Annotated in this window: 24 protein-coding genes; 21 read left to right on the plus strand and 3 right to left on the minus strand. The window is 38.4% G+C overall.

Translation table 11 applies throughout. From position 1 onward, the window contains the following. Positions 1–2: 2 nt before the first annotated feature. The 19 genes from VRHSUH09_RS00540 to VRHSUH09_RS00630 all read left to right on the plus strand — a co-directional run bounded on the left by VRHSUH09_RS00540 (position 3) and on the right by VRHSUH09_RS00630 (position 19,369). Positions 3–929 carry a dipeptidase gene (locus VRHSUH09_RS00540; protein WP_105081087.1) on the plus strand — a complete coding sequence of 309 codons (927 nt, stop codon included), beginning with the start codon at positions 3–5 and terminating at the stop codon, positions 927–929. Beyond that, the gene (gene gmhA / locus VRHSUH09_RS00545; RefSeq protein WP_054747248.1) at positions 929–1,498 is read left to right on the plus strand and encodes a D-sedoheptulose 7-phosphate isomerase; all 570 of its coding nucleotides are present in this window, start codon (positions 929–931) and stop codon (positions 1,496–1,498) included. The genes VRHSUH09_RS00540 and gmhA overlap by 1 nt, the downstream gene beginning before the upstream one ends. Before the next feature lie 93 nt (positions 1,499–1,591). Then, a complete protein-coding gene (rfaE1, locus tag VRHSUH09_RS00550) occupies positions 1,592–3,070 on the plus strand; it encodes a D-glycero-beta-D-manno-heptose-7-phosphate kinase (RefSeq protein ID WP_105081088.1) in 1,479 nt (492 codons plus the stop codon). Further along, positions 3,067–4,032, plus strand: a complete 966-nt coding sequence (gene rfaD / locus VRHSUH09_RS00555; protein WP_009350936.1) for an ADP-glyceromanno-heptose 6-epimerase — start codon at positions 3,067–3,069, stop codon at positions 4,030–4,032. The genes rfaE1 and rfaD overlap by 4 nt, the downstream gene beginning before the upstream one ends. Continuing rightward, a complete protein-coding gene (locus VRHSUH09_RS00560) occupies positions 4,032–4,526 on the plus strand; it encodes a D-glycero-alpha-D-manno-heptose-1,7-bisphosphate 7-phosphatase (protein ID WP_009372072.1) in 495 nt (164 codons plus the stop codon). The genes rfaD and VRHSUH09_RS00560 overlap by 1 nt, the downstream gene beginning before the upstream one ends. 113 nt (positions 4,527–4,639) lie before the next feature. Continuing rightward, positions 4,640–5,659 (plus strand): glycosyltransferase family 9 protein, encoded by a 1,020-nt coding sequence (locus tag VRHSUH09_RS00565; RefSeq protein WP_105081089.1) that lies wholly within the window; start codon positions 4,640–4,642, stop codon positions 5,657–5,659. Next, positions 5,659–6,699, plus strand: a complete 1,041-nt coding sequence (locus VRHSUH09_RS00570; RefSeq protein ID WP_054747244.1) for a glycosyltransferase family 9 protein — start codon at positions 5,659–5,661, stop codon at positions 6,697–6,699. The genes VRHSUH09_RS00565 and VRHSUH09_RS00570 overlap by 1 nt, the downstream gene beginning before the upstream one ends. A gap of 6 nt (positions 6,700–6,705) precedes the next feature. Further along, positions 6,706–7,689 (plus strand): 3'-5' exonuclease, encoded by a 984-nt coding sequence (locus tag VRHSUH09_RS00575; protein WP_105081090.1) that lies wholly within the window; start codon positions 6,706–6,708, stop codon positions 7,687–7,689. 70 nt (positions 7,690–7,759) lie between these two features. Continuing rightward, on the plus strand, positions 7,760–9,151 hold the full coding sequence (locus tag VRHSUH09_RS00580) for an aminopeptidase (protein WP_105081091.1): 1,392 nt from the start codon (positions 7,760–7,762) through the stop codon (positions 9,149–9,151). A 50-nt stretch (positions 9,152–9,201) separates the two neighbouring features. Then, on the plus strand, positions 9,202–9,579 hold the full coding sequence (locus VRHSUH09_RS00585) for a hypothetical protein (protein WP_054747239.1): 378 nt from the start codon (positions 9,202–9,204) through the stop codon (positions 9,577–9,579). A 133-nt stretch (positions 9,580–9,712) separates the two neighbouring features. Further along, complete coding sequence (locus tag VRHSUH09_RS00590; protein WP_054747238.1) at positions 9,713–10,690, plus strand: ABC transporter substrate-binding protein; 978 nt, start codon at positions 9,713–9,715, stop codon at positions 10,688–10,690. A 24-nt stretch (positions 10,691–10,714) separates the two neighbouring features. Continuing rightward, on the plus strand, positions 10,715–11,695 hold the full coding sequence (locus VRHSUH09_RS00595; RefSeq protein ID WP_054747236.1) for an ABC transporter substrate-binding protein: 981 nt from the start codon (positions 10,715–10,717) through the stop codon (positions 11,693–11,695). 11 nt (positions 11,696–11,706) lie between these two features. Then, positions 11,707–12,579, plus strand: a complete 873-nt coding sequence (locus VRHSUH09_RS00600; RefSeq protein WP_105081092.1) for an ABC transporter permease — start codon at positions 11,707–11,709, stop codon at positions 12,577–12,579. Between the two features lie 10 nt (positions 12,580–12,589). Then, a complete protein-coding gene (locus tag VRHSUH09_RS00605) occupies positions 12,590–13,387 on the plus strand; it encodes an ABC transporter ATP-binding protein (protein ID WP_054747234.1) in 798 nt (265 codons plus the stop codon). A gap of 171 nt (positions 13,388–13,558) precedes the next feature. Beyond that, positions 13,559–13,825, plus strand: coding sequence for a 30S ribosomal protein S15 (gene rpsO / locus VRHSUH09_RS00610; RefSeq protein ID WP_009372127.1), 267 nt, complete (start codon positions 13,559–13,561; stop codon positions 13,823–13,825). A 241-nt stretch (positions 13,826–14,066) separates the two neighbouring features. Then, entirely contained in the window at positions 14,067–16,136 is a 2,070-nt protein-coding gene (locus tag VRHSUH09_RS00615; RefSeq protein WP_105081093.1) for a polyribonucleotide nucleotidyltransferase, read from the plus strand. 10 nt (positions 16,137–16,146) lie between these two features. Continuing rightward, complete coding sequence (gene dut / locus VRHSUH09_RS00620; protein WP_054747232.1) at positions 16,147–16,596, plus strand: dUTP diphosphatase; 450 nt, start codon at positions 16,147–16,149, stop codon at positions 16,594–16,596. Between the two features lie 482 nt (positions 16,597–17,078). After that, entirely contained in the window at positions 17,079–18,695 is a 1,617-nt protein-coding gene (locus VRHSUH09_RS00625) for a DUF2828 family protein (protein ID WP_054747230.1), read from the plus strand. 140 nt (positions 18,696–18,835) lie between these two features. Continuing rightward, on the plus strand, positions 18,836–19,369 hold the full coding sequence (locus tag VRHSUH09_RS00630) for an NUDIX hydrolase (protein WP_054747228.1): 534 nt from the start codon (positions 18,836–18,838) through the stop codon (positions 19,367–19,369). Between the two features lie 153 nt (positions 19,370–19,522). Here the strand turns inward: VRHSUH09_RS00630 and VRHSUH09_RS10645 are convergent, their stop codons facing one another. Further along, complete coding sequence (locus VRHSUH09_RS10645; protein WP_369396254.1) at positions 19,523–19,624, minus strand: putative holin-like toxin; 102 nt, start codon at positions 19,622–19,624, stop codon at positions 19,523–19,525. Positions 19,625–19,725: 101 nt separating this feature from the next. Between VRHSUH09_RS10645 and VRHSUH09_RS00635 the strand changes: the two genes are divergently transcribed. Both VRHSUH09_RS00635 and VRHSUH09_RS10355 read left to right on the plus strand, forming a co-directional pair. Beyond that, the gene (locus VRHSUH09_RS00635) at positions 19,726–20,898 is read left to right on the plus strand and encodes a phosphopentomutase (protein ID WP_105081094.1); all 1,173 of its coding nucleotides are present in this window, start codon (positions 19,726–19,728) and stop codon (positions 20,896–20,898) included. Between the two features lie 157 nt (positions 20,899–21,055). Then, positions 21,056–21,169, plus strand: a complete 114-nt coding sequence (locus tag VRHSUH09_RS10355; protein ID WP_245875967.1) for an adenine deaminase C-terminal domain-containing protein — start codon at positions 21,056–21,058, stop codon at positions 21,167–21,169. Between the two features lie 162 nt (positions 21,170–21,331). Here the strand turns inward: VRHSUH09_RS10355 and VRHSUH09_RS00640 are convergent, their stop codons facing one another. Together VRHSUH09_RS00640 and rpsT are read right to left on the minus strand one after the other, a co-directional pair. Further along, positions 21,332–23,536: an RNA ligase gene (locus VRHSUH09_RS00640; RefSeq protein WP_105081095.1), complete on the minus strand. Its 2,205-nt coding sequence runs from the start codon at positions 23,534–23,536 to the stop codon at positions 21,332–21,334. Positions 23,537–23,680: 144 nt separating this feature from the next. After that, positions 23,681–23,941 (minus strand): 30S ribosomal protein S20, encoded by a 261-nt coding sequence (gene rpsT / locus VRHSUH09_RS00645; protein ID WP_009351773.1) that lies wholly within the window; start codon positions 23,939–23,941, stop codon positions 23,681–23,683. Positions 23,942–23,952: the final 11 nt, after the last annotated feature.

Genomic DNA, 23,952 nt, shown 5'->3' on the forward strand with positions numbered 1-23,952 from the left:
TTATGATAGATTTACATTGCGATACGATAATGCAATTACTCGATCATCCCGATAGTGGTGATTTATATCGTAATACTTGGAAAATCGATATTGAGAAATTACAAAAGGCTCACAGCAAGGTACAAGACTTTGCACTTTTTATTAATCTTGGCAAGACGAATGACCCCTATGGTCGTTATGAAGAGATGCGCAACTTATGTACATCACAAATTCATCGCTATGGAGAGCACATACAGCATGTGCTCTCTTATCAAAATGTGGAGTCTATATACGAGTCTGGTAAAATTGGCGCCCTCATGTCTATTGAGGAAGGCGGCGTACTAGGCGGCGATTTAGATAAACTTAATCAAGCTTATCAAGATGGGGTTAGACTGATAACACTTACGTGGAACTATCCAAATGGTTTGGGAGAACCTCACTGTGGTGAGCAACATAAAAAATTAACACCTAAAGGCATTGAGTTTGTTGAGGCTATGCAAGATTTAGGGATAATCGTGGATTGTTCTCATCTTAATGATGCTGGTACAGAGCAATTAGGGGACATCTTAGATGTACCATTTGTGGCATCTCATTCTAATGCGCGTGAAGTTACGGCTCATACAAGAAACTTACCAGATAATTTAATTAAGCTGATTGCTAATAAGGGTGGCGTTATAGGCCTTAATTTCGCTCAATCTTTTTTAGGTACATCATCTATAAGTCGGATTGAAGATATCGTAAAGCACGGCTTATATCTCATCAATAAGGGCGGGGAAGATGTTGTGGCATTGGGAACCGACTTTGATGGCATTAAGCCAGATACAGAAATTAAAGATGCTTCTGAAATGCATCGATTATATGATGCATTTAAAGAGGCAGGTTTATCTGTGGAGCAATGTGAGAAACTGTTCTGGAAAAATGCAGATAGACTATTAAAGGAGATTTTATAATGACTGATTTAAATCCAATCATTGCAGATCGTTTTACAGAGCATCTTGAAGTCTTTGGCAAGACGATGGAGCATATGGATACCATTCAAGAGATTGCCTATCGCTGTAAGGCGGCTCTCGATAATGGTAATAAAATTTTATTCTGTGGTAACGGTGGTTCTGCAGCGGATTCTCAACATTTAGCAGCAGAATTAATTGGTCGCTTTAAAAAGGAACGTCGTTCTTTTGCCGCGGTGGCTTTAACGACAGACACATCTGCATTGACAGCGATTGCTAATGATTATGATTTTGATGCTGTCTTTGCTCGCCAAGTAGAGGGATTAGGCCGTACAGGTGATGTACTCATCGGTATTTCTACTTCTGGTAATTCTAAGAATGTTGTGAAAGCAGCTGAAATGGCTCGTTCTATTGGTATGCATACCATTGCTTTTACCGGTGAAGGCGGCGGTAAATTAGCCGAATTATGTGATATTACATTAGCAATTCCTAGTAATGTAACAGCTCGTATTCAAGAAATGCATATTTTGGCTGGGCACATTATGTGCGAACTTATTGAAGAGGATTATTAACCTTTAGGTTATACGTGATACATATATGTGGTGCTGATTTAATTCTCATTTTAATTAAGCGCACATATCATTGGGGTAAGGAATAGGTGGACTATGATAAATACTACCATTAATCAGTTTTTAACAAAGCAACTGCCAAACTTGAAGATTGCCGTTGTTGGCGATGTGATGGTAGATCGTTATGTTTTTGGTGATGTAAGTCGTATTTCTCCAGAAGCACCGGTTCCTGTTAACCGAGTGTCAAAAATGAAAGAGGTTCTTGGTGGGGCTGGAAACGTTGCATCTAACTTGTCTAATTTAGATTGTAAGGTATATCTCGGTGCACTTGCTGGTAATGATGACCATGGTCGCCTATTGCAACATTTACTTGATGCCGACAAAATCGATACAACTGGTTTAATTACAAGTGATGATCGTTCTACCATTACAAAGATGCGCATCTTGGGTGATCGTCAGCAAATGATGCGCCTTGATTTTGAAACGATTACAGATTTAACAAGCGGAGAAGAGGCACAACTAGCTTCTTGGCTTGAGAATCTATGTAAGTCTGGTATCGACGGTATTGTCGTATCTGACTATGGTAAAGGTGTTTGTACGCCTACCTTATTGAAGAAAATCTTTAGCTTAGCTAAAGAATATGGCGTGCAAACTATCGTTGATCCAAAAGGATCTGATTGGTCGAAATATAATGGTGCGACCTGCATAACACCAAATGTAAAAGAGCTTGGTGAATGTGTGGGCCGTAAATTAGAAAATGATGATGCTACAATCGTTGAGGCTGCTAAGTCTGTTCTGGGTAATGTAGATTTGGACTATATTGTGGCTACACGGTCTGCTAAGGGGATTACAGTTATCGCAAAGGATGGCCGCACATGGCATAATCCGGCTACTCAACAAGAGGTCTTCGATGTGAGTGGTGCAGGGGATACCGTTGTATCTATGATGATGACTTGTCTTGCTAGTGGCTTATCTATGCGATTAGCCTTGCATATCGCCAATGGTGCTGCTGGCATCGTAGTGTCTAAGGTTGGGACCTATCCAATTCACCGCTCTGAACTATTAGACTTATGGCACTCTTTCAAACATAGCATTCAGTCTAAGCCTCTATATACGAAGGAAGAGATGAAAGAGCTTGTTACACAGTGGCAAAGTAAGGGTGAAACTGTAGTATTTACTAATGGTTGTTTTGACATTCTTCATCGTGGCCATATTACGTACTTACAAGAGGCCGCGCAACTTGGTGACCATCTCATCATTGGATTGAATTCAGATGCATCTGTTAAACGTCTTAAAGGTGAAACTCGTCCTATCGTTAGTGAAGAGGATCGAGCTGCTTTATTAAGTGCATTGCAGTGTATTGATGGGGTTGTATTATTTGAAGAAGATACTCCCGCTGAGTTATTAGCGTACTTACGTCCTAATACGCTTGTTAAGGGCGGCGATTATAAGATTGAAGATATTATCGGACGCGAGTCCGTTGACAATGTAGAGGTGCTTTCATTTAAAGAAGGTTATTCTACATCTGATATTGTAGGGAAAATAGCCACTATGGCTAAGGAGGGCAAATTATGATTATCGTAACAGGTGGTGCTGGTTTTATCGGCAGTAATATTGTGAAAGCACTAAATGACCGTGGTCGTACAGATATTCTTATCGTAGATGATCTTACAGATGGTCGCAAAATTCGCAATATTCAAAATCTAGAATTCTTAGATTACATCGATTGTGATGATTTTGATTGTGCTATCGCTGACGGTACATTCGATGTGGGTCCTATTGAAGTCGTATTCCACGAAGGCGCTTGTGCAGACACAATGGAATATAATGGCAAATACATGATGAAGAACAACTATGAAGGTTCTAAAAATCTATTCCATTATTGCCAAGACCGTCGTATTCCATTTATCTATGCATCCTCTGCATCTACTTATGGCAATGGTACTAATGGTTTCGTAGAAAAACCAGAAGCCGAAGAAGCCCTCAATCCATATGCGTATTCTAAGTTATTATTCGACCGTTATGTGCGTAAGTATGAAGGTGAATATACTGCTCAAGTAGTAGGTTTACGTTACTTTAACGTGTACGGGCCTAACGAAGCACATAAAGATAAAATGGCTTCTTTGGTACGTCAAATGTTCTACAAAAATAAAGAAACTGGCGTTATCAACCTCTTTGAAGGTACAGATGGCTACGAAGACGGTGGTCAAACTCGTGACTTTATTTATGTAAAAGACGTAGTTAATGTAAACTTCTACTTCTGGGAGCATCCAGAAATTTCTGGTACTTTTAACTGCGGTACTGGTAATGCTCATAGCTTTAATCAATTCATGCAAGCTGTTATCGATTATAACGGCCACGGCAAAATTGAATACGTGCCATTCCCAGAGGTGTTAAAAGGCAAATATCAAAGCTTTACAGAGGCTGATACGACTAAATTATTGGCTGCTGGCTATGATAAAGGATTCCACAAAATGGAAGATGCCGTTAAAGAATATTGTGAGCTATTAGATAATAACGAAGGATATTTACGTTAATGCGCAAGGTGTTATTTTTAGATCGCGATGGCGTTATTAATAAAGACGTTAGTTATTTATATAAAATTAGCGATTTAGAGTGGGTAGACGGTGCAAAAGAGGCCTTAGCTTATGCCTATAGTAAAGGGTATGACCTCATTGTGGTGACGAATCAAAGCGGAGTGGCCCGTGGTTATTACAAAGAGTCTGATGTACAGATTCTTCATGACCATATGGCTCATGAACTAGACCGCAGTGGGGCGCCAATTTTACACTTCTATTATTGCCCTCACCATAAAGAAGGCTCTGTACCTCTTTATGCTGTCGATTGTGAATGTAGAAAACCTAAGCCTGGCATGATTAAGCAAGCTATTAAGGATTATGATGTAGATCCTAAATCTAGTTTTCTTATTGGCGATAGTCAGCGCGATGTTGATGCAGCTGAGGCAGCAGGTGTAAAAGGTTATCTCTTTACAGGTACTAACCTATTAGATTTTATTAAAACTATCATTTAATCTAGTATTTAATATACTAATCTACTATTTATATTGTTTTTGCTTAACATATAAGGCTTATTTAAAGAAACTATAAGGTTGCTTAAGTTGTTGTGTTGTATTTGGGAGGCTATATGAAAGACTACAAGAATATACTCATCATAAAGATGAGCTCATTAGGGGATGTAATTCATGCATTGCCTACCTTGTATGCTGTGCGTAAGAATTGGCCTGATGCTCGTATTACATGGGCCATTCATGAACAATTCGCTAGCCTCTTACCAGGTACACCTTGGGTTGATGATGTGATTATCATTGACAAGAAACAACTTAAAAAGCCTTCTTACTTATATCAATTGCGTAAGGATTTACATAGTCGTCATTTTGATATGACCTTGGACCTTCAATGTATTGCAAAGAGCGCCATTGTATCATTATTATCTGGTGCGCCTGAAAAATATGGATATTGGGAACTTCGTGAAGGCAGTAATTTAGTCAATAAAGCACTCGTTGGTGAACATAAATACGATCATGTTATCGAACGATACCTAGATACCGTACGTGTCCTTGGGGGCGATGTAGAAGGCGTAGAGTTTCCTATGCCTGCTTATGTTGAGGCGGAGAAGTCCGTTAAGCATAAGTTACAATCTCATGGTGTGGAAGATGAATATGTAGTAGTTGTACCAGGTGCTCGTTGGATTGTTAAGGAGTGGCCGCTCCTTAACTTTGGAGAACTTTGTATTCGGTTATGTGAATCGGGTAAAAAGGTCGTTATTGCCGGTGCTCCAGATGATGCAGAAAAAGGAGCTTTCATAGAAAACTATGTGAAAAATAAGAATCTCATCAACCTAGTGGGATCCACATCAATGCCTGAACTCATTGAATTGATTCGTCATTGTCAAATATTTATTAGTGCCGATACGGGACCATTACATATTGCAAATGCTTTGAAGCGACCACTGATTGCCATGTTTGGTACTACGTCTCCTAAGCGGACTGGTCCCTATGGTGGTAGTCATGTACATCTTATTATTTCCCCGACTTCGAAGGCTACGCCTGAGCAACCTCTCGTAGATGATCCAGATTGTATGGCTCAAATTCCTGTAGATGCAGTATGGTCTGTGTATGAACAAGTACTTGGAAAGGAACTATGATGGAACTAGATTATAAGCGCATTGTGGTCACCTTTCTCATGCACTTAGGTGATGTTATTTTAACGACTCCATTCCTAGAGGTGCTACGTAAAGCTGCTCCACATAGCCATATTACGTATGTAATAGATGAAAAACTGCAACAAGTGATGCAATATAATCCAAATATTGATGAACTTATCGTTGTAGATAAAAAAGGGCGTCATAATAGTATTTCTGGGCTCAATGAGGTTGCTCGTGAGATTAATGCAAAGGGTAAACCTGATATCGTTATCAATTTGCATCCCAATGAACGTACTTCCTATTTAGCCTGGAAGATTCATGCGCCCATTACGACTGGTATGAGTCATTTTTTGTTTAGACCGTTTATGACAAAGTATACCCGTTTAGACCGTAAAACTCGCCACGCTGCAGATATGTACATCAATGTACTAGAACAATTAGGTGTAACAGATACTTCTAACTCTGGCTTACATATTGAAACTTGTGAAGCATGGCGCCGTGAGGCACAAGAATTCTATGCCAGTCATGGATTAACCGATAGTGATACGCTCATCGGTTTTAATATTGGTAGTGCCGTTCCTGAGAAGCGCTGGCCTGCTGAGCGATTTGCTCATGTAGCAGATCATTTCGGTCGTTTAGGATATAAGACGGTATTCTTTGGCGGTCCTATGGATCTTGAAATGGTGCAACCTGTAGTAGAACAAATGGAAACGAAACCTATTGTGGCTACTGGGAAATTTCAGTTAGGACCATTGGCGGCGGCTATGAGCCACTGTAATCTATTGATTACAAATGACTCTGGTCCTATGCATGTAGGAATCAGCCAAAAGGTGCCAATTGTGGCACTCTATGGGCCATCAAACCCATTCTTTTATGGTCCGTACCAAGCTCATGCTATCGTTCTTGAAACGATGGACTCCTATGAGGTTGGTAAAAGCATGAAGAAGATTATTAAAGAAGGAAATTACAAAGGGTTATCTGTAATTTCTGAAGAACAGGTTATTAAAGCGGCGGAAATGTTGCTTTCAGAATCGAAATAAAAGCCTATGAATTATATAGTATTTGATTTGGAGTGGAATCAACCGTATAGCAATGACATTAGCTTTATGAAGCGTACTAAAATGCCGTTGACTGGTGAAATCATTCAAATCGGAGCGGTAAAACTAAATGACAAGATGGACATTGTAGATCATTTTACGATGTTCATCAAACCTCAATACTTGCCACGGATGCATAAGCATGTACGAGAGCTGACGGGGATAACCTCTAGAGAACTCGATCATGGTGTGCCTTTTAAGACGGCTATGCAGCACTTTCAAAATTGGTGTGGTAATGAATATATGTTACTGTCTTGGGGCTCTGATGATATTCTTATCTTAAGAGAAAATCTTATGCTCCATAAGATGAAAGCCTTATCTTATGATCAATGGGTAGATGCACAAATGATTTATGCCTATCAACGATATGGTACAAATCAGCAATATTCTGTGGCACATGCTATGGAGGATCTCAATATATCGACAGAGCATTTGTCTGCTCATAACGCATTGCATGATGCTGTATTTACGGCTCATATATGTCAGAAGCTAGATATTCCACAAGGAATTTTGCATTATGACCAAATTCGCAAGGAAAGTAGCAATCCTTTCCTATATCCACCGATTTTGACATTTTTTATGTATGAAAACTTCCCTGAGAAGAAGCGTATTGTTCACGATAGACGTGTACGTTTATCTTTCTGCCCGTATTGTCAGACTCGTTTAGAAATGACTAGGCCAGAACGATTACAAGGGGACAAGCATCTCGCTATTGGCTTTTGCCCAAAACATGGCGATTTTGCAGTGCAACTTAAAGTTGGAAAATATACGATTAAGTCCGGTAGTACTAAATTCTACGTTACAAAGGTATTAACGCATTGTACGGACGAAATTCGTTCTCTATATACTGAGAAGTCTGAAATTAATCGAGAGAAAGAGCGAAAGTATTTGGAATTTCGCCAGGCGGAACTTGAAAAGGACCTCCAAAAATAATTTTATTAATTCCTGTTCACATCTACAGTTTCATAAATGTTAGATTGTGAGCTTTTAGAAAGGATAGAATATGGAACGCAAATATGCATGGCATAATTACGACGATGCCACTATGGAAAAGGTATATGCCTTAAGTGATTCGTATCGTCAATTTTTAGATAATGGTAAAACAGAACGGGAATGCGTAGTGCAGGCCGTAGAATTTGCAGAGGCAAAGGGCTATGTAAATCTTAAAGATATCATTAAAAATAATACACCAATTAAGGCGGGGGATAAGATTTATTATACCTATATGGATAAATCTATTGCTCTCTTCAATATTGGTACAGATAATATCGAATTAGGTATGAACATTTTAGGTGCTCATATCGACTCTCCTCGTATTGACGTAAAACAAAACCCTCAATACGAAGATAGCAACCTTTTATTCTGGGATACTCACTACTACGGCGGTATTAAAAAATATCACTGGGTAGCCATGCCTCTTGCCATTCATGGTGTTGTGGTAAAAACAGATGGAACTCGCATCAATATTAATATTGGCGATAAAGAAACTGATCCTGTATTCTGTATTACAGATTTGTTGCCTCATTTAGGGCAAGAACAAATGCAAAAGAATGCAGCTAAAGTAATTGAAGGGGAAGCTCTTGATTTACTCATAGGCAGTCGTCCAGTAAAAGATGAGGAAAAAGAAGGTGTTTCTAAATTTATTAATAACCTTCTTGAAAAAGAGTATGGCTTTGTTGAGCGTGACTTGTTATCTGCAGAGCTTGAAATTGTACCCGCAGGTAAGGCACGTGATATGGGCTTTGACCGCTCTATGGTAATGGCATATGGCCAAGATGATCGCGTATGTGCCTATACATCCTTAGTGGCTATGCTTGAAGTAGATAATGTAAAACGTACTACTTGTTGCTTACTCGTCGATAAAGAGGAAATCGGTTCTGTAGGTGCTACGGGTATGCAATCTCGTTTCTTTGAAAATGCTGTAGCTGAAATTCTAACACTTATGGGTAAACCAAATTCTGTTAGCGTTCGTCGTGCATTGGAAAAATCTCGTATGTTATCTTCCGATGTTAGCGCTGGCTACGATCCACTTTATGCATCTGCGTATGAAAAGAAAAATGCTTCTTACCTTGGTATGGGCGTAGTATTTAATAAATTTACAGGCTCTCGTGGTAAAGCTGGCTCTAATGATGCCAATGCTGAGTACATGGGCTTTATCCGTCGTGTTATGGAATCCAATAATGTAACGTATCAAACGGCAGAGCTTGGTAAGGTAGACCTCGGTGGTGGTGGTACAATTGCGTACATCATGGCACTTTACGGCATGAATGTTATCGACTGTGGTGTAGCAGTTCTTAGCATGCATGCTCCGTGGGAGGTTACTTCTAAAGCCGATATTTACGAGGCTAAACAATGCTACGTGGCATTCTTAAATGCAGCTGATGAAACAATCTAGTATAATAGGGCTTTCACCAATGGTGAAAGTCCATTCTATGTGAGGTATATATGAATCAAACGGAATTAGGCGCAGCTATTAAGGCTGCGAAGGGAGAGGCAACCGAGGTTAAGACTGTAAAAGTCGACATCTTTGATATTCCTGAAACAACAGCTGAAGAATATATTGCAAATCGTGAACAGGTAGCTGAGGCGGCTGCTGCAGTTATGAAACCATACTGCGTAACAGTAAAACGAGAAACCCTAGATGAAGACGAAGGGGAAGCTGTAGTAGGTTATTATGTAACGGGTGAAATCTTGATGTGCGTTATTCTCGACCCATTTGAAGTACCTGTTATGAAGGTAGCACTCGATAAAGGTACTCTTAAAGAATATATTCTTGCAGCAAATGATTTGACAGAAGATATGCTATCATCTTTAGAAAAATAGTTGGATTTCTTGTCTTTATTGTGTTTTACACATAATAAAAATGTAAAATACTTTACTCTGCTACATTGATGTAGTGAATAAATTTGTTTATAATAGAAGTATTATAGTCATTGCAGATAGGAAGGAAATCCCCATGAACTTGAAAAAAGGTATTGCCCTAGCACTCACGGCGGCAGCTTTATTAGCTTTTACAGGCTGTGGCTCAAATGGAACAACATCGAATGGTGAATACAAAGTTGGCGTAGTACAACTCGTTGAACATCCTGCACTAGATGCGGCAAATAAAGGTTTTGTTGATGCTCTTAAAGAAAAGGGGCTAGCTGAAAAAATTGCTTTTGACCAACAAAACGCACAAGCTGATCAGTCTAACTTGAATAGTATTGCTCAGCGATTCGTATCTGATCGTAAAAACTTGATTTTAGCAATTGCTACTCCAGCAGCTCAATCTATGGCGAATGCAACTCATGATATTCCAATCTTGGGTACTGCGATTACAGATTACGAAGCAGCTAAACTTGTTAAATCTAATCAAAAACCTGGTGGTAATGTGTCTGGTACATCCGACATGAATCCAGTAGAGCAACAAGTTGACTTAATTTTACAAGTAATACCGAATGCAAAAACAATCGGTACTATTTATAGCTCTAGCGAAGTAAACTCTCAAATTCAAGTAGAGAAGATGAAAGCTTACGCAGCTACAAAAGGCATTAAAGTTGAAGAAGTTACAGTTTCTAACGTAAACGATATTCAACAAGCGGCTCAAAACCTCGTATCTCAACATGTAGATGCCGTATATGTACCGACAGATAATGTTGTAGCTTCCGCAATGAGTAATCTTGTAGCTATTACCGACCCAGCAAAAATTCCTGTATTTGGCGGTGAAGACAACCACGTAAAAGGTGGTGCACTCATGTCCTTGTCTGTAGATTACTACAAACTGGGCTACCAAACAGGTTTGATGGCAGCAAAAATCTTAACTGGCGAAGCTAAAGTTGAAGATATGCCTATCGAAATGCAAAAAGAATTTAAATTAGTTGTGGGTAAAGAAAAATTAGAAAAATTGGGCATCACCTTACCAGAGGATTTGATGAACAAAGCGACTATGATTTAACACATAACTGGTAAGGAGTTACATATGAATTGGAAAAAAAGTATTGCAGTGGCACTTAGTGCCGTCACTATTATGGCAATGGTAGCTGGTTGTGGTTCCAATACTGCAACTAATGACCAAAAGAAGATTGGCGTTATTCAATTAGTAGAACATCCATCCCTTGATGCTGCGAATAAAGGCTTCGTAGATGCTTTGGCAGCTAAAGGTTATAAAGATGGTCAAAATATTAAGTTAGATCAACAAAATGCTCAAGCTGACCAATCTAACTTGAATAGTATTGCCCAACGCTTCGTATCTGATAAAAAAGATTTAGTATTAGCGATTGCAACGCCAGCAGCGCAAACGATGGCAAATGCATCTCATGATATGCCAATCTTGGGGACTGCGATTACAGATTACGTAACAGCTAAACTCGTTCAATCTAATGAACATCCTGGTGGTAACGTATCTGGTACGTCTGATATGACACCTGTTGAAAAAGAGGTTGATCTCATTATCGCATTAGTACCAAATGTAAAACGCATTGGTGCTATTTATACATCCTCTGAAATCAACTCCCAATTACAAGTTGAAAAAATGAAAGCTTATGCAGCTACTAAAGGTATTACTGTTGTAGAAGCAACTGTATCTAACGTAAATGATATCCAACAAGCAGCTACAAATCTTGTAAACCAAGATGTACAAGCAATCTATACACCAACAGATAATGTATTGGCATCTGCTATGGCTAACTTAGCACAAATCACAGATGCTGCAAAAATTCCAGTATTTGCTGCTGATGAAGGTATGACAATGACTGGTGGTGTAGCAACATATTCTGTTGACTATTATCAATTAGGTTACCAAACTGGCTTAATGGCTGCTAAAGTGCTTGCTGGTGAAGCAAAAATTGCAGATTTAGCTATTGAAACGCAAAAAGATATTAAGTTAACTGTTAACGAAGAACGTGCTAAAAAATTAGGTATTACAATTCCTGACGCACTTCGTAAAGATATGAAACAATAGAGGAGATTTTGATGTTAGATTTAATGGTAGGCACCATAACCACAGGCCTTTTATGGTCCTTGTTAGCGGTCGGTGTATTCATTACATTCCGTGTACTAGATGTGGCTGACTTAACTGTGGAAGGTACGTTCCCAATGGGGGCGGCTATTTCCGCTGTTTTAATTACAAGTGGCATGAATCCAATCCTTTCCATTTTACTTGCCGGTGTGGGCGGTATGATGGCAGGTGCTGTAACAGGCTGGATTCATACAAAACTAAAAATTCCTGCATTATTGGCTGGTATTTTGACAATGATTGCTTTGTACTCTGTGAACCTTCACATTATGGGCAAAGCTAACGTATCCTTGCTTCGTATGGATACAATTTATTCTATCCTCGGCGGTGTATTCCACACTCCTAATATGTGGTCTGCTGCTATCGTAGGCGTATTGGTCGCTGTAGCTGTATGCTTGTTCTTGTTCTGGTTCTTCGGGACTGAAATTGGTACAGCGTTACGTGCAACAGGTGTTAACCCTCAAATGATTCGCGCTCAAGGCGTAAATACTGATAACATGATTGTTCTAGGTCTTTTGATTTCTAATGGTTTTGTTGGTATGTCTGGCGCTCTTATTGGTCAATTCCAAGGCTTTGCCGACGTAGGTATGGGTATCGGTACCATCGTTATCGGCTTGGCATCTGTAATCATTGGTGAAGTAGTATTCGGTACGAAATCCTTCGTACGTAGTCTTATCGCCGTAGTACTTGGTTCCATCGTATATCGTATCGTTATCGCTGCTGTACTCTACATGGGTATGCCGCCAAACGATTTGAAATTATTCACTGCAATTCTCGTTGCCATCGCGCTTTCCTTGCCTACATTGAAAGCAAAATGGTTGGCTCGCTAAGGAGGACACTATGTTAGAAGTAAAAAATATGGTAAAAACCTTCTTTAAGGGCACAATCAATGAAAAAACTGCACTTCAAGGTATTGATCTTCGTTTAGAAGAAGGAGATTTCTGTACTGTTATCGGTGGTAATGGTGCTGGTAAAAGTACGTTACTAAACTCCATCGCTGGTGTATTCCCAGTAGATGAAGGTTCCATTACAATCAATGATATTGATGTCACAAAAATGCCTGAATACAAACGTGCTAAATACATTGGCCGTGTATTCCAAGATCCTATGGTAGGCACTGCAGGCAACATGCAAATTGAGGAAAACTTAATCCTTGCTATGCGCCGTGGTAAAAGCTTAGGTCTTAAATGGGCTTTCAAAGATAGCGAACAAGCATTCTTCAAAGAACGTCTTGCACTATTAGGTTTAGGTCTTGAAGATCGTTTATCTGCTCGTATGGGTCTATTATCTGGTGGTCAACGCCAATCCATCACATTATTGATGGCTACTATGCTTCGTCCTGAACTTTTATTGTTGGACGAACATACGGCGGCTCTTGATCCTAAGACTGCAGAAAATGTTTTGCAATTAACAGATAAACTTGTAGCAGAGCATAACTTAACAACTCTTATGATTACTCACAATATGCGCGATGCATTGCGCTTTGGTAATCGCCTCATCATGATGGACTCCGGTCGCATCATCTATGATGTAAAAGGGGAAGAAAAGAAAAAATTAACAGTTGCTGACTTACTTCAAAAGTTCGAAGTAGCTGGGGAAAATGCATTGAGCGACCGCATGGTGCTTGGTGCGAAATAATAGAAGGGGGCATATGCCCTCTTTTGTTTATTTACTGTAATTTTCCTTTACAAGATAAGGTAGATACTGTATACTAAATAAGGTCGTAAGACATATCGTAAGCGAAGTATTCGAATCTCCAACGGTTACTTAAGCTTATCGGGATTATTTATTTTTTAGGAGGTAACATTAATGTTAACTACAGAAGCTAAATTAGCAGTAATTAAAGAATACGCTACTCATGAAGGTGACACTGGTTCTCCAGAAGTACAAGTTGCGATTTTGACAAGCCGCATCGTTTACTTAACTGAGCACTTGAAAGAGCACAAAAAAGACCATCATTCCCGTCGTGGTTTGTTGAAATTGGTTGGTCAACGCCGTAACATGCTTGACTACCTTCGTCGTAAAGATATCGAACGTTACCGTTCCCTTATCGAACGTCTTGGTCTTCGTAAATAATAAAATTAGCCGTCCTTTTGGACGGCTTTTTTATTTCATTTCTCTATGTTATAATAACATTAGGCAAAGGGAAACGAATTCCGATAACCTATTGTGGAAACAGGAAAAAAGGACAGAGCGGCTACTCTGTCCTTTTTTATTGTGCTAGTTGCTTTTAATGAAGTGAAAAAATAGCTTATTTTTTACTGATGATATATAATAAGAAGGTATACATATAAGAAGATTTTTAGGAGGAATAGGAATGGAACAATTCCAAATGGACCTAGCTGGTCGTACGCTTACGATCGAGACTGGGGAACTTGCAAAACAAGCTGGCGGTGCCGTAATGGTTGGCTATGGCGATACTCGTGTACTCGTTACCGCTACAGGTTCTAAAGAGGCGAAGGATATCGACTTCTTCCCACTTACAGTAGACTATGAAGAAAAAATGTACGCTGTTGGTCGTTTACCAGGTGGCTTTATTAAACGTGAAGCACGTCCACCTGAAACTGCGATTTTGAATAGCCGTTTGATCGACCGTCCTATTCGTCCATTATTTGATAAAGGTGTACGTAATGAAGTACACGTAGTAGCAACAGTTATGTCCGTAGATCAAGACTGCGATCCAGCAGTATGTGGCATGATTGGTGCTTCTGCAGCATTATCTATTTCTGATGTGCCTTGGAATGGTCCTATTGCAGGCCTTCGCATGGGTCGTATCAATGGTGAGTTCGTTGTAAACCCAACTAAAGCTCAATTAGAAGAAACAGACCTTAACATTGTTGTAGCTGGTACTAAAGATGCTATCCTCATGGTTGAAGGTGGCGCTGAAGAAGTTCCAGAAGATATCATTCTTGAAGTTATCATGGCAGCTCATGAAGAAATCAAAAAAATCGTAGCTTTCCAAGAAGATATGAAAGCAAAAGTGGGCAAGGAAAAACGCGTATTTGAAAGTAAAGACGTTCCTGCTGAAATCGCTGATGCAGTTCGCGCTTATGGTCATGATAAACTTGATGCAGCAGTTCGTTGTGCAGATAAACAACAACGTGATGCTCAAGAAAGTGAAGTACGCGCAGATGTATTAGCACACTTTGAAGAAATCTACCCTGACAATATGGGTGACGTAAATAAAGCATTTGACGCTATGATTAAAGAAATCGTTCGTCATATGATTACTGTTGAAAAAATTCGCCCAGATGGTCGTAAACTTGATGAAGTTCGTCCAATCTCTTGCCGTACAGGTGTATTGCCTCGTACACATGGCTCTGGTTTATTTACACGTGGTCAAACTCAAGTATTGAACATAGCTACTGTAGCTCCATTGTCCGAAACACAAACAATTGATGGCATTGGTATTGAAACAGAAAAACGCTATATTCACCACTATAATTTCCCATCCTTCTCCGTAGGCGAAACTCGTTCTTCCCGCGGTCCTGGTCGTCGTGAAATTGGTCATGGTGCTTTGGCTGAACGCGCTTTGGTTCCTGTAATTCCTAGCGAAGCAGACTTCCCATATGCATTGCGTTTAGTATCTGAAGTATTAGAATCCAATGGTTCTAGCTCTATGGCTTCTGTATGTGGTTCCACATTGTCCTTGATGGACGCTGGCGTACCAATTAAAGCCCCTGTAGCAGGTATCGCTATGGGTCTTGTAACGCAAGGTGAACACTACACAATCTTAACAGATATTCAAGGCATGGAAGATGCTCTTGGCGATATGGACTTTAAAGTTGCTGGTACTGCAAAAGGTGTAACAGCAATTCAAATGGATATTAAAATCTCCGGTTTATCCCGTGAAATTCTTCAAGAAGCATTAGAACAAGCTCACAAAGGCCGTATGCACATCATGGGCATTATGCTTGATACAATTGCTGAACCACGTCAACAAATGTCTGAATATGCTCCACGCATCATTACAATGAAAATCGATCCAGATAAGATTCGTGACGTAATCGGTTCTGGCGGTAAAGTAATTCGTGGTATTATCGAAGAAACTGGCGCTAAAATCGACATCGAAGATGATGGTACAGTATTCATTGCTTCTGTAGAACAAGAAGGTGCAGCAAAAGCTCAACAAATTATTGAAAACCTTACTAAAGAAGTTGAAGTAGGTGAAGTATACCTTGGTAAAGTAACTCGTTTGATGGCATTCGGTGCTTTCGTAGAGGTATTACCAGGTAAAGAAGGTCTTGTACACATTTCTAAACTTGCAAAAGAACGCGTTGAAAATGTAGAAGACGTAGTAAATGTAGGTGATGAGATCATGGTAAAAGTTATCGAAATCGATAAACAAGGCCGTGTTAACTTGTCCCGTAAAGATTGTTTAAAATAAGAGGTGTTACATGGATATTCGTGGCTTTGAAGTAGTTTCTGCTTTTGAAGAACAAGATATCAATTTACCGACACGTAAAACAACAGAAAGCGCAGGCTATGATATTGAATGCGCTGAAGCTGTTACTTTAGAACCAGGTCAAGTAGTATTAGTGCCAACAGGTATTAAAGCTTTCATGGCATACGATGAATACCTTGCCATTCACATTCGTTCTAGCATGGCTATTAAGCGCCATCTAGCACTCGTAAATAGCACAGGTATCATCGATAGCGATTACTATAATAATGAGGAAAACGAAGGTCATATCATGATCGCTTTACTCAATTATGGTAAAGAAACAGTTTCCCTTGAAAAAGGCGAGCGCGTTGCCCAAGGCATCTTCTCTAAATACCTTATCACTAACGATGACGATGCTACAGGCATTCGTACAGGTGGTATTGGTAGCACTGGGACTATGTAAACTAAATACGATTCTAAATAGAATGGTGAAAGCCGCTCAACCGACGTTGGGCGGCTTTTTCTAATAAAATTTTCTAAATTAATTATTGACACACACGGATACGTGTACTATAATTACATCATCAGGTGAGTTAAATCACCAACATGTAGAACAGAAAGACTTAGGTTCTAACAGCAATCTTATAATATATATAGCTTAATAGAGATGAGTATAGAATCTAGTATAATTTAATAGTTATCGTTCATAAACGATTCATAAGGTTAGACACTTGCAGCAATCCATTGATTAAATAACCAGAAAAAGTGATTTTGGAGACCTTTTGGTCTAGAGTATCGTGTCTAGTTAGCCTTAGCCTCAGTGAGGTTAGTAATTGTCTTGAACTTTGTATTGTAACCGCTCACGGTTGTCGTGTTTATTTTGTCTTCAAAATTTACGTTGTGATAATCCGGAGTGGTTTTTTATATGCTAAGGAGATAGGAACTATGAATACATTTATGGACGCTTTAACGAAAAATGAGAAATCTTATACTGCAAATGATGGTACTGCATATCGTACGAGTGGTAGTAAATTAGTGGATCTTAATTTTTCTGTGCCTGCATTGCGCCAAGCGGCTGTTAATTTCTATGGTAAAGATGAACATAGTCGATACTTTTATGGTGAAGATTCGACTATGGATGCAGTAGAATCATTGCGTTTATTTATTACATCTTACGAGGAAGATCCTATTTATACCATGAAATGGCTTATGTATGCCCGCCATATTAAGTTAGGACTTGGCGAGCGTGATGTATTTCGCATGATGCTTACAAAAGTCGGTGATTTGCATCCAGAGATAGCATTGCAATTTATCATCGGCACCGAGTTATGGAACTATGGTCGTTGGGATGATGTGCTACGCATCTATTTTGATACAACGAGTGGTATTTTACATGATGGACTAGGAGAGCTAATTGCCAATCAGTTTAGACGTGATGTTATAGGCTGTGGACTCGGCGATTCCATTAGCTTGTTAGCTAAATGGATGCCGTCCAATAATACATCCTCTAAACAAAAACGTTCTGAGGCGGTTATTTTGCAATCCTTGTTACATCTAAGTGCACGAGAGTACCGTAAAACTCTGTCTAGATTGCGCGAATATCTAGCGGTGGTAGACCGCAAGGCTTCTCTTAACCAATGGAACGATATTAATTATAATCATGTACCATCTAAAGCTAATCTTAAATATCGTCAAGCCTTTTTAAAACATGATGAAGAACGTCGTAAGGCCTATCTTACATCATTACAAAAGGGTGACAATGCTGTTAAAATTAATGCGAACTCTATGTTTTTGTATGATATTGTACAAGCCTATATAGATAATAATAGTTGTTGGAGAAATGTTTTAAAACCGCATGATGAAACCTTAGAGCAATTATGGCATGCCCAAGAACCACCTAAGGATTATGACGATATTCTAGTCATACGAGATGGGTCTGGATCTATGGGGCAAATTCTATCTGGTAATAGTTATGTCACAGCACTTAGTGTAGCAGATTCGATTGCATTGTATTGTGCACAGCATAATAAGAATGAATCTTTTAAAAATCGATTGATTACCTTTAGTAATCGTCCAGAGATCGTTGATATTTCGATGTGTCAAACATTGAGGGATAAGTTAAGACGCTTACATCGATTTGACGATTATAGCAATACGGATATAGAGGCAAATTTTGACTTAATTCTAGACACAGCTGTTAAAAATCATCTGCGTCAAGAGGAACTGCCTTCATCGTGCCTTATTATTTCTGATATGCAGTTTGATCAAGCTACTCTGCATGAAGATAACACTACCGTTATTGAATCGTGTCGCCGGAAGTTTGAAGCCCTTGGGTATACTTTGCCACGGTTAATTTTCTGGAATGTATCTGTCTATGCACATAATACTATTCCTGTACAAGTGCATCCGAGCGGTGTTATCCTCGTATCTGGTTTCTCGAAAGCAATCGTAGATATGGTAGTATCTAGAGAACTCGATCCTGAAACGGCACTTAAAGCTGAGCTAGATGCAAAGTGTAGTATTGTAGATACAGTACTACAAGACTATGTAAAGGTAGCGTAATATTTATATAATCTTGTTCCATAAGGTTCTTATTAGTCTAGTTATGACTAGTAGGACCTTATTTTTGTGCATTTAATTTGTGATATAATGAAGAGTAGGTTTTATATGGTAACAATCATTTTATATACGAGGAATTATATATGGCAATTAGCAAAGAGATACAAAAATCAAGCGAAATGAAATTTGATGGTAAACTAATTAAAGTTACTTATGATATAGCTGATGTTAATGGTAATGAAGCGTGGCGAGAGGTAGTTCATCATCCTGGTGCTACAGCGATTGTAGTTGTTACGGAAGATAATAAAATTGTAATGGAGCGCCAATTCCGTTATGCTCTGCAACAGCCTTTGCTTGAAATCCCAGCAGGTAAATTGGATCCTAATGAGGAGCCTCTAACTTGTGCTAAACGTGAGTTAGCAGAGGAGACCGGGTATCGTGCTAACGAGTGGATTCCATTAGGGACTATTGCAACAAGCCCTGGATTCTGTAATGAAGTATTACATTTATATTTAGCGAAAGATCTCACTATGGGTGAAACTAATTGGGATCCCGACGAATATGTAGAGCTAGAGTACTTTACATTACCTGAATTATTAGAGGCTATTAAGAGTGAGCAAATTAAGGATAGTAAATCTTTGGCAGCCCTTATGCTTGCTATGCCTTATCTTAAGTAGTACTTTATTTTCATAATTATATATAGTATAATTAACACATAAAGAGAGCCAAATAACGTGCCGTTAGCGTTAGGCTCATCTAAAATAGGGAAATTTGATGATGCCTAACGTGTTGAGGTGGTAGGATACCTCATACGTTAGGCGTTTTCATTATTATTTACGGCTATTAAAAAATATCGTAATCATAATAGTAATGATTGCTACTATGAGCATAGAAAAATCTATCATTATAGATAGCGATTCATATGTTGTCATAGCATCACCTCCTTACGGAGATGAACCTAACTCACGTTATTTGACCCTTAAAGGTAGTATAGCATGGATTATTCTGCTTGAGTATTACATTAGGAGTACTTATGTATAAAAGAATTATTTTATTAGTTATGGACTCTGTTGGTATCGGTCACGCTGCTGATGCTGCAAAATTTGGTGATGAAGGTTCTAATACTTTGGGCCATATTGAATCAACGGCTGGTCAGATTCATTGTCCTAATTTAAAATCTATTGGCTTAGGTCGCATTGCTGATATTTTTGATACTGGTGAAAGCATTAAAGGTGCTTTTGGCCGCATGGCTGAGCTTAGTACTGGTAAAGATACGACTAGTGGTCATTGGGAGATGATGGGGCATCCCGTTACCGTTCCATTCCCAACCTTTTATGAAGGTTTCCCAAAAGAATTAATGGATACTTTCACAAAAGAGACAGGCTATGGTTATCTTGGCAATGAAGTAGCATCTGGTACAGAAATTATTGAGCGTCTTGGGGCAGAGCACATCAAAACAGGTAGGCCTATTGTATATACCTCGGCAGATTCTGTATTCCAAATTGCTGCTCATGAAGATGTAATTCCTATCGATGAATTATACCGTATTTGCCAAATTACCCGTGATAAGGTATGCATCGGTGATTACTATGTAGGTCGTATTATTGCACGTCCTTTCGTAGGTGAACTAGGTAGTTTTGTTCGCACCTCTAATCGTCATGATTATAGTCGTATGCCTGAGAAAAAGATGGTACCTCAAGAGCTACAAGATGCAAATATTCCAACTGTCGCTGTTGGTAAAATTGGAGATATTTATGCTCATGTAGGATGGGATGAAAGCTATCCAACAAAGACTAATTCCCATGGCATGAATATGGTTCCATACTTACTTGGTTCCTCCTTTGAGCGTGGTTTAATGATGGTTAATCTCGTTGAATTTGATAGCTTATATGGTCATCGCAGAAATGTAGAAGGATACAAACGAGCTATTGAGGACTTTGATTATCAGCTAGGCGGCTTATTACAATTACTGAATGATGACGATTTACTACTCATCACTGCTGACCATGGTAACGATCCAACTTGGGAGGGAACCGATCATACTCGTGAATTAGTACCAATTCTTGCTTATAGTCCACGTATTGATGGACCAATAGACCTTGGTGATAGAAAGAGCTTTGCTGATATTGGGGAAACTATATTAGAAAACTTTAGTCTAAAACAATGGGGCATTGGTACATCGTTCTTAGATAAACTTAGTAAATAATTTTCTAATATGTTTTTTGTACTTTTAGATTCAGAATCTATATTACTAGCTATGTACGACACTGATATTATTTAAAATAACAAATTAATATACTATATATGAGATACTACCAGTTAAAAATAAACAGTTTTAACTGGTAGTATCTTTAAATGCAGATATGATGGTAGCCATTGAACGTATTCGTGAAATTGGTGGGGGCTATGTTATTACAAGTGAAGGTAAAGTCGTAGAAGAATTAGCCCTCGAAGTAATGGGGTTAATTACAAATTGACCACACAAATTACTACCACTGGTGTAATGGAGTTTTAGTATTTAGTGTAAGAAAAATATAATAGAAAAAGAGGTTGTAACTAGAATGCGATTAAATCACATTTTGTTGCAACCTCTTTTGGTTTTATTACAGGATATTTCTAGAAAAGATATGATTATTTTATTATAGTAAACCCTTATTTTCCATCATTTCTTTTATATTTAGTAAGGTGGATTTGCAAACTGCATCATATTCTAGTGTACTCAAGAAATCTGCAAATTTTCTATCATCTTCGTTTTTACAGTTTTCATAAGGAATTTTACCATTTTGTTGATATGGTTCTAGAATTCGATTTCGCCGGTACTTCCAAGTATTATAATAAGGACCTTTAAATTTTGTCATAAAGCCATTGCTATCGACTAATACAAAGCCTTCAGACTCATGATATGAATTGAGTTCTTTATTTATGATGTTTGTCAGTTCGTCCATAGTATTTACTTGTTGAACTGTTTTTACAATAGATATCAACTGTGTATCATATTTCTTAAGGATGGAGTCTAGTTCTGCTAGCCTCTCCCTAGAGAAAGATACATCAATATGTTTACCATTTACATCTAGCGTATTTTGAATCATATCAAGTACATAAAGATGATCTTGGTCATATTTTATAATATGTGTATCTTCTTGGCTGATGACTTCAAACATCATAGAACAGCAATTACGTTTTAATAATTCTTTGATTTCTTCTTGTAGGCTTGTAGGTAATTTTTGGAATAAATTTTTAAACAAATCTACGTGCATACCTTCTGTAGTAGATTTAGAAGCAAAGACTAACTCATCATTAATGACACCAAGAATAGAAAGGTATCCATTTTCTTTAGTTCGAATTTCTACAGGAAAGGAGAGAGTATTAGCTAAATTATTTAACTCAGTTTCTGGTCGTTCATTGAGATTAAAGAATTTATTATAACTACGTAATTTTACATCTCCTGTCATACGATCCACAAATAATCCCCGAGCTTGTACTGTATTTTCATTCCATAATCGTTTGTGGAATACACGTGAGGTAAAGTTCAAGGAATATAGGTTAGGGGAGCATTTTTTTACTTTTACTAATTTAGAATTACCTAAAATATTAATATCTTCATTTTGCGTGAAAATGACATATTGTGTCATGTTTTGGTATTCATGGCGCATGTACTCTTTGTCGTACACATCATTTTTAATACCATTTTTAGTAAAAGCATCTGCAGTAATATCAATGTATTTGAGCTCTCCACCAAACTCTACTTCGCCTTCTAAACAGAAGGAATATTTACCATCTGGAACACCACGATGACCATGAATTTGAATAAAGTTTTGACACATACCTTTTTCGTAATTATTATCATATATTTTAGCAATATCTGTTTCGTAAGCTCCAAAACCATTTATAAAGGTAGAGGTAGCTATAAAGGTCATGTTAGGTACATAGGAAAGACCAGCATGGGATACTAAATACTTTTTGCCATGAAAGCTGAAAGGATAGCATTGACGAAGTGATTTATAAAAGAGGCGTAATTCTCGTTGAAGTGATTCTACATCTTTTTTTGTCATATCTTTTACGATAGGTGCCACTACTTCTTTCATAAATCGTTTGGAATGATTTAAGTTTGTATCGAATGCAAAGTTTGCAATATGTCGTTCGTGATTGCCTTCTAACATAATCGTATTAGGTAATGTGCTGAGGCGCATCATTTCATATATCATTTCTTTATTTTCAATACCGCGCTCCAAATAGTCGCCACAAAAGATATAAAGTGTTTTTTCATCCCATGGAGTGATAGCTTGTTGTAATGCCGTGTAACAGCCGTGAATATCACCGATGATACGTACTCGTTCATATCGATTCGTTAAATTTACAGTAAAGTAATTGTTGATTTCATCGATAGAATTTATTTTCCTACAAAACTTTGGTAATGTAGTTGTTTTAATCATCTTGTGCATGCGGTGTATAACTTGCTCAGGCACTCGTTTGTAATCTGTTCGTATAGCATTACGAGCTAAACATTCTTCTAATGATGTATCTGGTTCGTAGTAATATACAGTATATTTATATTTGTTAAGCAATTCTTTATATGTATTAACAGCTTTAGATGTAGTGTGGGTAGCATCTAAAACGACAAAGTCGCCATTGCTCATTCGTTTCTCTAAGCAATCTAATAGGAGTTCCCAGGCCGGACCATTATCCTCTTGTGAAATATACCAGCCGCTTTCACCAAGGGAAGGGCTGCGTAATAGCATACGGAAATGATCGGCTTCTAAGGTGTAAGCCTCAAGATTGTTGTCACGAATCCACTGAGACTTACCACTAGCAGGAGCACCACGCATTAATAATAGTGTTCTCATAGTAATAGTCCTCTAATCTGCCCATAGGGCGTAATAAAATATAACTGTATAAAAAACGAAATAATCATTATATATAAAATGAAAAAGGGCATAAAAAAACAGCCTCAACGGAAATCCGAGAGACTGTCTTACTTGCTTTTAAAATTATAAAGCGTTTACTTTAGCTGCAAGGTTGGATTTTTTGCGAGCTGCAGTGTTTTTATGAAGTACACCTTTGGAGGCTGCTTTATCAATTACGCTAGTAGCATGAACAAGTGCTTGTTTTGCTTCTTCTACTGCGCCTGCTTGAACAGCTTCTACGGTTTTACGACTTGCTGTACGGATTTGAGATTTTACAGCGGCGTTTTTCGCACGACGTTCAGCATCCGTTTTTACGCTTCTAATACTGGATTTAATGTTTGGCAATTGAGTCACCT

Origin of the sequence: Veillonella rogosae JCM 15642 (genome assembly GCF_002959775.1) — a bacterium.
Classification (GTDB): Bacteria; Bacillota; Negativicutes; order Veillonellales; family Veillonellaceae; genus Veillonella; species Veillonella rogosae.

Coding starts and splice junctions, on each gene's coding strand:
- dut (WP_054747232.1), top strand. CDS start 16,147: ATGGATATTCGTGGCTTTGAAGTAGTTTCTGCTTTTGAAGAACAAGAT.
- VRHSUH09_RS10355 (WP_245875967.1), top strand. CDS start 21,056: ATGATGGTAGCCATTGAACGTATTCGTGAAATTGGTGGGGGCTATGTT.
- VRHSUH09_RS00640 (WP_105081095.1), bottom strand. CDS start 23,536: ATGAGAACACTATTATTAATGCGTGGTGCTCCTGCTAGTGGTAAGTCT.
- VRHSUH09_RS00595 (WP_054747236.1), top strand. CDS start 10,715: ATGAATTGGAAAAAAAGTATTGCAGTGGCACTTAGTGCCGTCACTATT.
- rpsO (WP_009372127.1), top strand. CDS start 13,559: ATGTTAACTACAGAAGCTAAATTAGCAGTAATTAAAGAATACGCTACT.
- VRHSUH09_RS00635 (WP_105081094.1), top strand. CDS start 19,726: ATGTATAAAAGAATTATTTTATTAGTTATGGACTCTGTTGGTATCGGT.
- VRHSUH09_RS00625 (WP_054747230.1), top strand. CDS start 17,079: ATGAATACATTTATGGACGCTTTAACGAAAAATGAGAAATCTTATACT.
- VRHSUH09_RS00575 (WP_105081090.1), top strand. CDS start 6,706: ATGAATTATATAGTATTTGATTTGGAGTGGAATCAACCGTATAGCAAT.
- gmhA (WP_054747248.1), top strand. CDS start 929: ATGACTGATTTAAATCCAATCATTGCAGATCGTTTTACAGAGCATCTT.
- VRHSUH09_RS00605 (WP_054747234.1), top strand. CDS start 12,590: ATGTTAGAAGTAAAAAATATGGTAAAAACCTTCTTTAAGGGCACAATC.
- VRHSUH09_RS00590 (WP_054747238.1), top strand. CDS start 9,713: ATGAACTTGAAAAAAGGTATTGCCCTAGCACTCACGGCGGCAGCTTTA.
- VRHSUH09_RS00630 (WP_054747228.1), top strand. CDS start 18,836: ATGGCAATTAGCAAAGAGATACAAAAATCAAGCGAAATGAAATTTGAT.
- VRHSUH09_RS00565 (WP_105081089.1), top strand. CDS start 4,640: ATGAAAGACTACAAGAATATACTCATCATAAAGATGAGCTCATTAGGG.
- VRHSUH09_RS00580 (WP_105081091.1), top strand. CDS start 7,760: ATGGAACGCAAATATGCATGGCATAATTACGACGATGCCACTATGGAA.
- VRHSUH09_RS00560 (WP_009372072.1), top strand. CDS start 4,032: ATGCGCAAGGTGTTATTTTTAGATCGCGATGGCGTTATTAATAAAGAC.
- VRHSUH09_RS00600 (WP_105081092.1), top strand. CDS start 11,707: ATGTTAGATTTAATGGTAGGCACCATAACCACAGGCCTTTTATGGTCC.
- VRHSUH09_RS00615 (WP_105081093.1), top strand. CDS start 14,067: ATGGAACAATTCCAAATGGACCTAGCTGGTCGTACGCTTACGATCGAG.
- VRHSUH09_RS00540 (WP_105081087.1), top strand. CDS start 3: ATGATAGATTTACATTGCGATACGATAATGCAATTACTCGATCATCCC.
- rfaE1 (WP_105081088.1), top strand. CDS start 1,592: ATGATAAATACTACCATTAATCAGTTTTTAACAAAGCAACTGCCAAAC.
- VRHSUH09_RS00585 (WP_054747239.1), top strand. CDS start 9,202: ATGAATCAAACGGAATTAGGCGCAGCTATTAAGGCTGCGAAGGGAGAG.
- VRHSUH09_RS10645 (WP_369396254.1), bottom strand. CDS start 19,624: ATGACAACATATGAATCGCTATCTATAATGATAGATTTTTCTATGCTC.
- VRHSUH09_RS00570 (WP_054747244.1), top strand. CDS start 5,659: ATGGAACTAGATTATAAGCGCATTGTGGTCACCTTTCTCATGCACTTA.
- rfaD (WP_009350936.1), top strand. CDS start 3,067: ATGATTATCGTAACAGGTGGTGCTGGTTTTATCGGCAGTAATATTGTG.